The sequence below is a fragment of the Bradyrhizobium sp. 147 genome (assembly GCF_023073935.1).
GTDB lineage: Bacteria > Pseudomonadota > Alphaproteobacteria > Rhizobiales > Xanthobacteraceae > Bradyrhizobium.
The window spans coordinates 53,407-66,201 of the sequence record NZ_JADPKL010000005.1; the positions used below are offsets into that span (position 1 = coordinate 53,407).

Annotated in this window: 14 protein-coding genes; 1 reads left to right on the forward strand and 13 read right to left on the reverse strand. The window is 64.5% G+C overall.

The window, feature by feature from the left end:
• Positions 1-75 precede the first annotated feature (75 nt).
• Positions 76-999: an ornithine carbamoyltransferase gene (gene argF, locus IVA87_RS00955; protein ID WP_247307747.1), complete on the reverse strand. Its 924-nt coding sequence runs from the start codon at positions 997-999 to the stop codon at positions 76-78.
• On the reverse strand, positions 999-2,207 hold the full coding sequence (locus IVA87_RS00960; RefSeq protein ID WP_247307744.1) for an aspartate aminotransferase family protein: 1,209 nt from the start codon (positions 2,205-2,207) through the stop codon (positions 999-1,001). The genes argF and IVA87_RS00960 overlap by 1 nt, the downstream gene beginning before the upstream one ends.
• A gap of 467 nt (positions 2,208-2,674) precedes the next feature.
• Between IVA87_RS00960 and IVA87_RS00965 the strand changes: the two genes are divergently transcribed.
• Positions 2,675-3,187: a GcrA family cell cycle regulator gene (locus tag IVA87_RS00965; protein WP_247281831.1), complete on the forward strand. Its 513-nt coding sequence runs from the start codon at positions 2,675-2,677 to the stop codon at positions 3,185-3,187.
• Between the two features lie 251 nt (positions 3,188-3,438).
• On the opposite strand, the gene phoB is transcribed toward IVA87_RS00965, so the two are convergent.
• From phoB to IVA87_RS01020, 11 genes are all read right to left on the reverse strand, one after another.
• On the reverse strand, positions 3,439-4,146 hold the full coding sequence (gene phoB / locus IVA87_RS00970) for a phosphate regulon transcriptional regulator PhoB (RefSeq protein WP_008143479.1): 708 nt from the start codon (positions 4,144-4,146) through the stop codon (positions 3,439-3,441).
• A gap of 14 nt (positions 4,147-4,160) precedes the next feature.
• Complete coding sequence (gene phoU / locus IVA87_RS00975) at positions 4,161-4,877, reverse strand: phosphate signaling complex protein PhoU (protein ID WP_091884957.1); 717 nt, start codon at positions 4,875-4,877, stop codon at positions 4,161-4,163.
• Between the two features lie 11 nt (positions 4,878-4,888).
• Positions 4,889-5,710, reverse strand: coding sequence for a phosphate ABC transporter ATP-binding protein PstB (pstB, locus tag IVA87_RS00980; protein ID WP_008541003.1), 822 nt, complete (start codon positions 5,708-5,710; stop codon positions 4,889-4,891).
• The gene (gene pstA / locus IVA87_RS00985; RefSeq protein ID WP_247281832.1) at positions 5,707-6,552 is read right to left on the reverse strand and encodes a phosphate ABC transporter permease PstA; all 846 of its coding nucleotides are present in this window, start codon (positions 6,550-6,552) and stop codon (positions 5,707-5,709) included. Before pstA ends, pstB begins: the two co-directional genes overlap by 4 nt.
• 4 nt (positions 6,553-6,556) lie before the next feature.
• Positions 6,557-7,546, reverse strand: a complete 990-nt coding sequence (gene pstC / locus IVA87_RS00990; RefSeq protein WP_247332415.1) for a phosphate ABC transporter permease subunit PstC — start codon at positions 7,544-7,546, stop codon at positions 6,557-6,559.
• A 159-nt stretch (positions 7,547-7,705) separates the two neighbouring features.
• On the reverse strand, positions 7,706-8,719 hold the full coding sequence (pstS, locus tag IVA87_RS00995) for a phosphate ABC transporter substrate-binding protein PstS (protein WP_247281833.1): 1,014 nt from the start codon (positions 8,717-8,719) through the stop codon (positions 7,706-7,708).
• A 144-nt stretch (positions 8,720-8,863) separates the two neighbouring features.
• Positions 8,864-10,162 (reverse strand): ATP-binding protein, encoded by a 1,299-nt coding sequence (locus tag IVA87_RS01000; protein ID WP_247332389.1) that lies wholly within the window; start codon positions 10,160-10,162, stop codon positions 8,864-8,866.
• 33 nt (positions 10,163-10,195) lie between these two features.
• On the reverse strand, positions 10,196-11,251 hold the full coding sequence (locus IVA87_RS01005; protein WP_247307737.1) for a lysylphosphatidylglycerol synthase domain-containing protein: 1,056 nt from the start codon (positions 11,249-11,251) through the stop codon (positions 10,196-10,198).
• Positions 11,252-11,673: 422 nt separating this feature from the next.
• Positions 11,674-12,105 carry a GNAT family N-acetyltransferase gene (locus IVA87_RS01010; protein WP_247307733.1) on the reverse strand — a complete coding sequence of 144 codons (432 nt, stop codon included), beginning with the start codon at positions 12,103-12,105 and terminating at the stop codon, positions 11,674-11,676.
• A 19-nt stretch (positions 12,106-12,124) separates the two neighbouring features.
• Positions 12,125-12,352 carry a SelT/SelW/SelH family protein gene (locus IVA87_RS01015; protein ID WP_247307731.1) on the reverse strand — a complete coding sequence of 76 codons (228 nt, stop codon included), beginning with the start codon at positions 12,350-12,352 and terminating at the stop codon, positions 12,125-12,127.
• Between the two features lie 143 nt (positions 12,353-12,495).
• The gene (locus tag IVA87_RS01020; protein WP_247308152.1) at positions 12,496-12,795 is read right to left on the reverse strand and encodes a hypothetical protein; all 300 of its coding nucleotides are present in this window, start codon (positions 12,793-12,795) and stop codon (positions 12,496-12,498) included.

Here is a 12,795-nt window from a genome sequence, read left to right on the forward strand (position 1 = left end):
ATACTGCTAATTCGGGGTCGTCCCGGCTTTCGCCAGGACGACGAACCAAACCCACTTCGCCTTCACCAGGCTGCGCTACTTCACCGCGTCAAAGCACCAGGCCAATATGCCCTTCTGCGCATGCAGGCGGTTTTCGGCCTCGTCGAACACGACCGATTGCGGGCCGTCGATCACTTCATCCGTGACCTCCTCGCCGCGATGGGCAGGCAGGCAGTGCATGAACAGCGCGTCGGGCTTGGCCAGCGACATCAGCTTGGCATTGACTTGGTAGGGCTTGAGCACGTTGTGGCGGTGCTCGCCTTCCTTGTCGCCCATCGACACCCAGGTGTCGGTGACGATGCAGTCGGCGCCCTTTACGGCGGCTTCCGGATCGGTGCCGAGCACGATCGGCGCATTGGTCATCTTGATCCAGTCGCGCATCGCCTTTTTCGGCGCGAGCTCCGGCGGCGTTGCGACGTTGAGCTGGAACTTGAAGCGCTCGGCGGCGTGGGCCCAGGACGCCAGCACGTTGTTGTCGTCGCCTGTCCAGGCCACCGTCTTGCCCTCGATCGGGCCGCGATGCTCCTCATAGGTCATGAGGTCGGCCATCACCTGGCAAGGGTGCGAACGGCGCGTCAGGCCGTTGATGACGGGCACGGTCGCATAGGCCGCAAGCTCCAGCAGCGCCTCGTGATTGAGGATGCGGATCATGATGGCGTCGACATAGCGCGACAGCACGCGCGCGGTGTCGGCGATGGTCTCGCCCCGGCCGAGCTGCATTTCGGCGCCGGTGAGCATGATGGGCTCGCCGCCGAGCTGGCGCATGGCGACGTCGAACGACACCCGCGTCCGCGTCGAGGGGCGCTCGAAGATCATCGCCAGCGTCTTGCCTTCGAGCGGCCTGACCGGCTGATGCGCCTTCTGCTTCGCCTTCATGGCGGAGGATGCGGCGAGCATGCGCTTGAGCTCCGACAGCGGGAGCTCATTGATGTCGAGGAAGTGCTTTGGCGACTTGCTCATCAGCTTGCCGCCCGCTTGGTCTGACTGCACGAGATCGCCGCGCAGGCGCGCTCGAGCCGCCCGACGCTGTCCTCGATCTCGGCTTCGGTGACGATCAGCGGCGGCAGGAAGCGCACGACATTGTCGCCGGCGCCGACGGTGAGCAGCTTTTCGTTGCGCAGGGCGGCAACGAGATCACCCGAAGGCACGACCGCCTTGATGCCGATCAGGAGCCCCTCACCGCGGACTTCGCTGACGATATCAGGATAGCGATCGATCACCGAGGCGAGCTTCTGCTTGAGCAGCAGCGACATCCTCTGCACGTGATCGAAAAAGCCGGGCTCGAGCATGACGTCGAGCACGGCGTTCGCAGCGGAGATCGCGAGCGGATTGCCGCCGAAGGTCGAGCCGTGCGAGCCGGGCGTCATGCCGGAAGCCGCTTCCGCGGTGGCAAGACAAGCGCCGATCGGGAAGCCGCCACCGAGCGCTTTCGCCAGCGACATCACGTCGGGGGTAACGCCGAGACGGCGATGCGCGAACAGATCGCCGGTGCGGCCCATGCCGGTCTGCACCTCGTCGAACGCGAGCAACAGCCCCTTCTCGTCGCAGAGCTGACGCAGCGCCTTGAGGAAGGCGGGTGTTGACGAACGCACGCCGCCCTCGCCCTGGATCGGCTCGATCAGGATGCCGGCGGTCTGCGGACCGATCGCCTTCTTCACGGCCTCGATGTCGCCATGCGGGACTTGGTCGAAGCCATCCATGGGCGGGCCGAAACCTTCAAGATATTTTGCCGAGCCCGTCGCCGCCAGCGTCGCCAGCGTGCGGCCGTGGAAGGCGCCTTCGAAGGTGATCATGCGATAGCGATCGGGATGGCCCTTGGCGGCGTGATAGCGCCGCACGACCTTGATCACGCATTCCAACGCTTCGGCGCCGGAATTGCAGAAGAACACGAAGTCCGCGAAACTTTCGTTGCACAGACGCGTTGCAAGCCGTTCGCCATCGGGACTCTGGAACAGGTTCGACATGTGCCAGAGCCTGGTCGCCTGCTCCTGCAACGCCTTGACCAATGCGGGATGGGCGTGGCCGAGCGCGTTCACCGCGACGCCCGAGGTGAAATCGAGATAGCGATCGCCATTGGTCGCGATCAGCCAGCAGCCTTCGCCGCGCTCGAAGCCAAGGTCCGCCCTGGCGAAAACGGGAAGCAGATGCGGCGCGGCGCTGTTGGTCATGACCATCACTTGGATGTTGCATTTGGACGTTGAGACCTGCCTGGCATGCCTTGCGCAGCGCACCATTGACCGGTCCGGAAAACGAAACGTGCCGCCTTTTAAGGGCGGCACGCGTCACCATCTTATGCCTGGCAAGACGGGTGTCAATGCCGCCGGAAAGCCTCGCGAAACGCCGAATCCGTAGTCTTGCGGTGCCGATCTTGCAGGGTTTTCACCACGGAACATGTGGAAGCGAGTCGGCGGACTCTTGCGCGGGAGTCACGCCATATTGTAGCGTTCGGACTGTCAGATACGACATCTCGTGCAGCGGTTCTGATCCCAAGAGTCCTCATGTACCGGCGTAAACGTTCGGGCGTCAGTCACGCGCCCGGCGAGCCTTAAGGGATTCTGACGGCACGGGTTTTTCAAGGCTTAAGCATTCGCTGTGAGGCCCCAGGATGGCGGCGCGCAACGAGGGAAAGGGTGCAATGACGGTTTTGACCTGGTCCGATGATCGCGTCGAGCAGCTGAAGAAGCTCTGGGAGGCCGGACTTTCGGCCAGCCAGATCGCGGCCGAGCTCGGCAATGTGACCCGCAATGCCGTGATCGGCAAAGTGCACAGGCTTGGCCTGTCGGGCCGCGCCAAGAGCCCTTCATCGGCAGCGCCGCGGCCGCGCAAGGCGCGGCCCGCGCAGCATATGATGCGGGTGACCCGGCCGATCTCGCGCGGCAACACCGCGCTGGCGCAGGCCTTCGAGGTCGAGGTGGAGGCCGAACCGGTCACCTACGACAACGTGGTGCCGATGAGCCAGCGGCTGTCGCTGCTGGAATTGAACGAGGCGACGTGCCACTGGCCGGTCGGCGATCCCTCCAGCCCGGACTTCTTCTTCTGTGGCGGCAAGGCGCTGTCAGGCCTGCCCTACTGCGCCCAGCACTCGCGCGTCGCCTATCAGCCGGCAGCGGATCGCCGGCGGGCGGCACCGAAGCCGAGCACGCGGTGATTATTTCCTGAGATCGAGCCGGCAGCCGTCACGCGGTGACGGCGCAACAAACCCGATGTCGTCCCGGACAAGCGTAGCGCCGATCCGGGACCGATAGCCACCGCAAGCCGTGGTTACGGGGCCTCGGAGTTACCTTTTTCGCGCAACAATGGGCCCGGGTCCCGGATCGGCGCTTCGCTCCGGACAACGCTGCGCGTTGCCGGAGCTACGCTTGTCCGGGACGACGGCCGAGATTGTTGACGCAGCTGGGCCTACGTCTGCTCCGCCTTTGCAAACCGATCATCCAGCGCATAACCCGCGCCGCGGACGGTACGGATCGGGTCCTGCTCGCGGCCGAGATTGAGCAGCTTGCGCAGGCGGCCGATATGGACGTCGACGGTGCGCTCGTCGATGTAGATGTCGCGGCCCCAGACGCTGTCGAGCAGCTGCTCGCGCGAGAACACGCGACCGGGATGCTCCAGGAAAAACTCCAGCAGGCGATATTCGGTCGGGCCGAGATCGATCGGCCGGCCCGAACGCGCGACGCGGCGCTTGTCGCGATCGAGCTCGATGTCGCCATAGGCGAGCACGGTGGCGAGCCGCTCGGGGCTTGCGCGCCGCAGAAGGCCCTTCACGCGCGCGAGCAGCTCCGGCACCGAGAACGGCTTGACGATGTAGTCGTCGGCGCCGGTCGCAAGACCCCGCACCCGCTCGCTCTCCTCGCCGCGCGCGGTCAGCATGATGATCGGGAGCTGCTTGGTCTCGGGACGGGTGCGCAGCCGCCGGCACAGCTCGATGCCGGACAGTCCCGGCAGCATCCAGTCGAGCACGATCAGATCGGGGATGTGTTCCTTAAGGCGGGTGTCGGCGTCGTCGCCGCGCATCACCGTCTCCACGTCATAGCCGTCGCCTTCGAGGTTGTAACGCAGAAGCTCGGTGAGAGCTTCCTCGTCCTCAACCACCATAATGCGTGCGCCCATGTTGTCGTCGCTCCCTAGGTATTCGGTACCGTCGTGGCGAAGGTCGTCATGTCGCCCTTCGGCCGCTTGTCGGTGATCGCCTGCCCCTCGATCATGTAGAACACGGTCTCGGCGATGTTGGTGGCGTGATCACCGATCCGCTCGATGTTCTTGGCGCAGAACATCAGATGGATGCAGAACGAGATGTTGCGCGGATCCTCCATCATATAAGTGAGGAGCTCGCGAAACAGAGAGGTGCAGATGGCGTCCACTTCCTCGTCGCCCTTCCACACTGCCATCGCCGCCGGCAAATCGTGCGCGGCATAGGCATCAAGCACCGACTTGACCTGCTGCTGCACGAGGTCGGTCATGTGCTCCAGGCCGCGGAACAGTTTCAGCGGATGGAAGTCTGTCTCCAGCGCCGCAACGCGCTTGCCCATGTTCTTGGCGAGGTCGCCGATGCGCTCAAGATCGGTGGCAACGCGCATGGCGCCGACGATCTCGCGCAAATCCACCGCCATCGGCTGGCGGCGGGCGATGGTGAGCACGGCGCGCTCCTCGATGCGCTTCTGAAGCGCGTCGAGCTCGGCATCGGTGGTGACGACGCGCTGGCCGAGCGCGACGTCGCGGCGGATCAGCGCGTCGACGGAATCGACGATCATGCGCTCGGCGATGCCGCCCATCTCGGCGACGAGGCGAGTGAGCTCCTGGAGGTCGGTATCGAAGGCCTTTGCGGTATGTTCAGTACCCATGTCCCGTCTCCTCAGCCGAACCGGCCGGTGATGTAATCCTGCGTACGCCGATCGCTCGGCGACGTGAAGATCTTGCTGGTGTCATCGAACTCGATCAGCTCGCCGAGATACATGAAGGCGGTTTTATCAGAGACGCGCGCCGCCTGCTGCATATTGTGGGTGACGATCGCGATCGTGTAGTTCTCGGACAATTCCTGGATCAGCTCCTCGACCTTGGCGGTCGAGATCGGGTCGAGCGCCGAGCAGGGCTCATCGAACAAGATCACTTCGGGCCGTACCGCGACCGTGCGGGCAATGCAGAGGCGCTGCTGCTGGCCGCCGGAGAGCGACAGGCCGGACGCGTTGAGCTTGTCCTTGACCTCGTTCCACAGCGCGCCGCCGCGCAGCGCCTTCTCGACGCGGTCGTCCATCTCGGACTTCGAGATCTTCTCATAGAGGCGGATGCCGAAGGCGATGTTCTCGTAGATCGTCATCGGGAACGGCGTCGGTTTCTGGAACACCATGCCGACCCGGGCGCGCAGCAGGTTGAGGTCCAGCTTGGGATCAAGGATGTTGGTCTGGTCGAGCAACAGCTGGCCGGTGGCGCGCTGGCCTGGATAGAGATCGTACATCCGGTTGAAGATGCGCAGCAGGGTCGACTTGCCGCAGCCCGACGGGCCGATGAAGGCCGTGACGCGGTTGGTGCCGAGGGCCAGATTGATGTTCTTCAGCGCGTGGTGCTCACCGTAGTAGAAATTGAGGTTGCGCGCGGTCACCTTGGCAGGCGCCTCGGGTAGCGGCTGTGAGCCGGGATGAACGGTCGGCGCACTTACGGAAACAGACATTTCACTCATTTTGCAGTCCTCTCGGCGCCAAGGATGCGCGCGCCAATGTTCAGGGCAAGCACGGTCAGGGTAATGAGCAGCGCCCCACTCCAGGCGAGCTGCTTCCAATAGGCGTAGGGGCTCTGCACGAAGTTGTTGATGGTGACAGGCAGGTTGGCCATCGTCTTGTCGAGACCGAGGCTGAAGAACTGGTTCGATAGCGCCGTGAACAGCAGCGGCGCGGTCTCGCCGGCGACGCGCGCAGTCGCCAGCAGCACGCCGGTGATCAGGCCGGAGCGCGCGGCACGATAGGCGATCCGTTTGATCACCAGCGAACGCGGCAGGCCGAGCGCGCTGGCGGCTTCACGCAGCGGGTTCGGCACCAGCAGCAACATGTCTTCGGTCGTGCGCACCACGACCGGGATCACGATCACGGCGAGCGCCAGCGCGCCGGCGATCGCCGAGAAGCCGCGCATCGGCACCACCACCGCGCCGTAGATGAACAGGCCGATGATGATCGAAGGCGCCGAGAGCAGGATGTCGTTGATGAAGCGGATCACCGAGGTCAGCTTGTCGTTGCGGCCGTACTCGGCGAGATAGGTGCCGGCGAACAGGCCGAGCGGCGCGCCGATGCCGACGCCGATCACGGTCATGATCAGCGAGCCGACGATGGCGTTGAGCAGACCGCCCTCGTTCGATCCGGGCGGGGGCGTGTTCTCGGTGAAGACCTGGTAGTTGAGCCCGGCCAGGCCATTGTAAAGCAGCGTGATCAAAATCAACGCGAGCCAAGTGACGCCGAAGGCGGCGGCTGCGATGCAGAGACCGCGGATGACGATGTCCCAGCGGCGACGGCGCGAATAGATCGGGTTCATGGCGTCACTTTCCGGCCTTGGTTTCCAGCCGCATCAGCATCAGCCGCGCGGCGGCGAGCACGAAGAACGTCAGTACGAACAGGAGCAGGCCGAGCAGGATCAGGCCGGACTGGTGCAGGCCGTCACTCTCGGCGAATTCGGAGGCGATCGCCGCCGAGATCGTGGTGCCCGGAGCGAAGATCGACGAGGAGATGCGGAACGAGTTGCCGATGATGAAGGTCACCGCCATCGTCTCGCCGAGCGCGCGACCTAGCGCCAGCATGACGCCGCCGATGATGCCGATGCGGGTGTAGGGGATCACCACGCTGCGGACGACTTCCCAGGTGGTGCAGCCGACGCCGTAGGCGGCTTCCTTCAGCACCGGCGGCACCGTCTTGAACACGTCGACCGAGATCGAGGTGATGAAGGGCAGCACCATGATGGCGAGGATCAGCGCGGCATTGAACAGGCTGAGATACGACGGCGGACCTGCGAAGATCGCCCCCAGCACGGGGACGCCGTCGAAGACCCGTATCATGAAGGGCTGGAAGGTGTTGGCCAGGAACGGGCCCAGCACGAAGAAGCCCCACATGCCGTAGATGATCGAGGGAATGCCGGCGAGCAGCTCGATCGCCATGCCGATCGGGCGGCGCAGCCATTGCGGGCAAAGCTCGGTGAGGAAGATCGCAATACCGAGACCGACCGGAATGGCGATCAGCATCGCGATGAAGGAGGTGACGAGCGTGCCATACATCGGCCCGAGCGCGCCGAGCACGGGCGGATCGGCCGACGGCGCCCAGCGCTGCGTCCACAGGAACGAGAGGCCGTATTCCTTCATCGCGGGGAAGGCGCCGACGATCAGCGAAATGATGATGCCGCCGAGGATCAGCAGCACCGAGATCGCGGAAAGTCGCGTGATCCAGTAGAAGGTGACGTCGCCGAGCTTGAACGCGCTCAAGGCCTTGGCGCGGTCATATGGTCCGGCGTCGTCGATTACATCGCGCTGAACGGCCATCTCTGCCACGCCGATCCCCTGTACCCAGATTTATAGACGCTTGTTGCCGGTCCCGCGCCCCCGACACAGCACGACGCTGATCGGGGCCCGGTTGTTGTCCCGGCGCTGCGCAGCAGCGTTTCACGCTGCTGCGCGTCCGGGACATGAGAGCCGTTCGCCTCAGCTCTTGATCTCGGCGGCCCAGGTCTTCTCGATCAGCTGGACGACGCTGTCCGGCATCGGGATGTAGTCGAGTTCTTCAGCCGCCTTGCCACCGTTCTTGAACGCCCAGCGGAAGAACTTGATGGCTTCCTGGGAGGCGGCCTTGTCGGTCGCAGACTTGTGCATCAGGATGAACGTCGCCGCAGTGATCGGCCAGGACTTCTCGCCCGGCTGGTCGGTCAGGATGACGTAATAGCCAGGAGCCTTGGCCCAGTCGGCGTTGGAGGCGGCGGCCTGGAAGGCCTCGACGGTCGGCTGCACCGGCTTGCCGGCCTTGTTGACGAGACCGGTGTAGGTCAGCTTGTTCTGCTTGGCATAGGCGTACTCGACATAGCCGATCGAGTTCTTGGTCTGGCTGATGTTGCCCGACACGCCTTCGTTGCCCTTGGCGCCGACGCCGACCGGCCACTCCACTGCGGTGCCTTCGCCGACCTTGCTCTTCCAGTCCGCGCTGGCCTTGGAGAGATAGTTGGTGAAGTTGAAGGTGGTGCCCGAACCGTCGGAACGGCGGACCACGGTGATCGCCTCCGCGGGCAGCTTCACGTTCGGGTTGAGCTTTTTGATCGCGGCGTCGTCCCATTTGGTGATCTTGCCGAGATAGATGTTGGCCAGCGTCTCGCCGTCGAACACCAGCTCGCCGGGCTTCACGCCCTCGAGGTTGACGACGGGGACGATGGCGCCCATCACCATCGGCCACTGCACGAGGCCGTCCTTCTCGAGCTGCTCGGCCTTGAGCGGCGCGTCGCTGGCGCCGAAGGTCACGGTCTTCGCCAGGATCTGCTTGATACCGCCGCCGGAGCCGATCGACTGGTAATTCAGACCGTTGCCGGTCTCCTTCTTGTAGGCATCAGCCCACTTCGAATAGATCGGGAACGGGAACGTCGCACCGGCACCCGTGATATCGGCAGCAAAGGCCGCCGTCGCCGAGGCGGCGACCAAGCCGGCCGCGACGATCGTTTTGAGGAAATTCATGCTGGTCTCCATACAGGGGAGCGAAGCGCCATCCGCGCCCGATCGCGCTCCCCGCGCCGCCCCTTTAGGAGCGGTCGGCTGTGCTTTTACGAAGGTTTCGTGACAGCTGGATGACACCCTCAAGCGATTGGAATCGCTTGATTTTTACGTCGCAACCGAAGTCCTAGTCTGGGGAAAACAGGCTGTAAAAGTGGCGCCCTGCCGGGGGACGCTTTCGATCAGAAGCCGGCCGCGATGACGGTTAAGAATATGTTTCACCAGCGATAATCCGAGCCCGGTTCCGCCCTGCGCGCGGCTGTCGCCGACGTCGACCCGATAGAAGCGCTCGGTCAGCCGGGGCAGGTGCTCCGGTGCGATGCCGGGGCCGAAATCCCGGACCATGACGCGGATTTCCTGAGCCCCATCAGTGACCGCGCTTGAGGTCAGCGACACAATGACGCGTCCGCCCGATGCGCCGTATTTGAGCGCGTTCTCGATCAGGTTCTCGAACAGGCGGAGCAGCTCCTCGCGGTCGCCCGCGATCATCACGGCGGCTTCCGGCAGATGGGTCTCGACATCGACCTGACGCTCCCGCGCCAGCGGTTCGAGCCCGTCCGCGACTTGGCGGATGATCGGCAAGAGGTCGATCAGGGTGTCGGGGCGGACATGGGCCGACAGCTCGACCCGCGACAGCGACAGCAAATCGTCAATCAGGCGCGCCATGCGGGTGGCCTGGTTGTGCATGATGCCGAGGAAGCGCTCGCGCGCCTTTGGATCGTCCTTGGCCTGGCCCTGGAGTGTGTCGATGAAGCCCGACAGTGCGGCGAGCGGGGTGCGCAGCTCGTGGCTGGCATTGGCGACGAAATCGGCCCGCATCTCCTCGACGCGCCGCAGCGGCGTCTGGTCGTGGAAGGTCATCAGCATGCACTTGTCGGCGCCGCCGAAGGTGGTCGGCACCGGCACCGGCGTGATCATGAGCTCCATCCAGCGATCGACCGGAACATGATCGAGATAGGTCGCGCGCCGCGGCTCGGTGGTCGCGATCGCCTCGCGCAAGGCCGTGATAATCTCCGGCGAGCGCAGCGCGAATTGGGCAAGCTCGTTCCTGCGCAGCGCCGGCGCGAGCTGGGCGGCGGCGGCATTGAGGTGGATGACGCGGCCGGCGCGGTCGAGCAGCACCGCAGGATCCGGCATGCCGGCGACGACTGCGGCCACCGCCGCGCTCTCGACCGGATTGATGCGCCTGACGTCGTCGCGCGAGGCGGCGGGATCGTGCAGGCGCCAGGGAATCAGCGCCGCGGCTGCAATGCAGAGGAATACGATGGCAGCGTGCAGCACCGACAATTCGCCGAGCGAAACCACGACGGACAGCGCCAGCGCCGCGGCGATCAGGACGATGGTCGAGTGTCGCAGCCGGTCGGACCAGGGCTGGCTGGAGGGAGAAGATGGGGCGTCGATCGCCATCGGGGAGGGCTTCTCCTAAAAGGCCTGCGCCGGTCAGGCGCCGCTGTCGCTGCGCTCTCTCACATAGGCGGCCTCACGCGCCGGTCCGGGGTCGAGCTTGAGCGCCGCCTGCTGCAAGCGCTTCGAACGTGCGCCGATTATAACTTCGCGAAACGTCAGCAAGATTACAGATATGACGAAGGGGGACAGATAATAGAGGACGCGGAACAGGAGCATCCCACCCAGAAGCTCCTCCCGGTCCATCTGCCAGAGGCCGACCAGCATGGCGGCGTCGAACACGCCAAGACCTCCGGGTGAATGGCTGGCAAAGCCGAGCAGTGTCGCCGAGACGAAGATCACTGCGACCACGACGAAGCCGAGATTGGGCTCGTCCGGGACCAGCACGTACATCGCGAGCGCGCAGAAACCGAGATCGACAATGCCGATCGCGATCTGGAGCAGCGTCAGCGGGCCGCCCGGCAGCACCACGGTCCAAGGCCCGCGGCCGACCACCCGCGGCTGGGTCCAGACCCAGACCACATAGGCGACCAGCCCCACGATGATCATCAGCGCCAGCGTCCGGTTCAGCCAGGCCGGCAGCTGGTCGATCGCGGCGGCGGCCTCCGGATGGTAGGAGATGCCGAGGCCGAGCACGGCGGCATTGCCGAGCCAGAAGGTCAGGCCGGCGAGGAAGCAGATCTTGGCGACGTCGATCGCGTTCAGCCCATAGGCCGAATAGATGCGGTAGCGCACCGCACCGCCAGTGAAGACGCTGGCGCCGACATTGTGGCCGATCGAATAGCTGGTGAAGGCGGCAAGCGCGTTAATCCGGTAGGGCACGTGGGCGTGCCCGATCGCCCGCGTGGCGAACATGTCGTAGAAGGTCAGGGTGAAATAGCCCGCGGCCACGAACAGCGCCGCCATCGCAATCTGGCTCGGCTCGGTGCTTTTGATCGCCTCGATGACCTCGTTGCGATCGATGCCTCGCAGCATGTGGTAGAGCACATAGCAAGCGATGCCGATGACCGCGACGCTGATCGCAACTCCAAGCTTATGCAGGACTTGCTTCTGGCGCAGAAACGTCATCGCCCTGCGGATGGCTTCCAGCATCTAGACCTCGAACAACGCTTCAGCGGCCAGGGTGGCCGGCGGACAGGCGGACGACGCACGGGCACTCGACGAAGCCTCGCCGCCGGCTCCGGCATCGCGCATGCCCCCTGCCCCTCCACTAGCGCGTTTTCGGACGAAGTGGAATTCGCCAATTCGAACAAAAACACGTGCCTTCAATGTTTTAGGCAGGTTGGGGGCTCCTGATGCAAGGTTTGGCGCTTTCGGCGGCAAGGCTTAATGCGAATCTCCTTGGCAATCCTGCGCAGACGCCATGAAGTTTTGATGATTTCAACCGCACAATGTTCCGTCACGGCTTAAGCCGACGTCAATCTATTGGGCACGCCGGCCTGTTGAAAGAGGGGCCGACCCGGATATTGTTCACGGATTCGAATGCGCCGGAGGGTGCTGGGCGCAGAATGGACTCAAGGCGCGGTTACATAGCCGCGGCGATGAGCGCCGGCCTGATCCTCGAAAATCGCCATGGCCGTGGTCATCCGCCGGAAGCCCAGACGTTCGTAAAAACCCTCTTTGCCGGGGACCGCGTAGAGGATGATTTTGCGATGGGTCCGGCATCGCACAAGCAAGCGCTCGATGATCTCGCGGCCGAGGCCCTGTCCCTGACGATCAGGGTGCACGGCAACATCGCAGAGATAGGCGCAGTCGCGACCGTCGGCCAGCACGCGCCCGGCACCGATCAGCCGCCCCTCGTCGCAGGCAAAGGTGCGAAACATGCTGTTGCCGAACACGAGCGCAAGATCGGCCGGCGTCTTGTGGCCGAGCGGCGCGATGCGATAGAGCTCGGAAAGCTCATGCCAATCCACGGCGGCGAGATCGTCGGTCCAGGCAATCGACATTTGCAAAGCCCTCCCCGCGTCAGTGCCGCGCGGCCGCGACCGCCGCGACGATATCATCGTCGTCGGGAAAGTGCCCCTTGCTGCGGCTGGCGACGATCCGGTCGCCGAGCCTGATCTGGAAGATCCCGCTCTTGCCGGGGACGAGGTCCGACTCCAGCGCCAGTTGCCGGCGGAGCGCCGCAGCCACGTCTCTGGCGCGCTTCTCGTATCCGCACGGGCGGCAACAAATGATGGTCACGTCAGACATCTCGTCCTCCTTCAAGCCGCGAGTTGCGGACGCACCGCTTCGATGCCGGCGATCCAGCCGGCGACCGAGCGGCCAATCGCTTCAGCGTGATCCTCCTGAAGATAGTGATGACAGAGGCAAGCTCCGCCAATCGGTCAGGGGCTTCAGGCCGCTGGCGGCGTGCTTCGCGAGACCACCCTGTCGCGCAGCCAGGCACCGATGGTGCAACCCACGAGATAACACGCGAACATGATCAGGCCGAGGTCGAGCCAATAGCCGAAGCGGCCGGGGACCACGTGCGCAAACGAAGCCGCGACCATGGCGGCGGCAAGCGCGGCGAGCCACCGCGCGGTCACCTTCGAGGTGCCGTTGCCGCGCTGGACCACGGAGATCCAGCCCATGCAGAAGCCCAGCAGCAGCGAGCCGACCAGCCAACCCATATGGAACGAAGCCAGGTAGGGCAT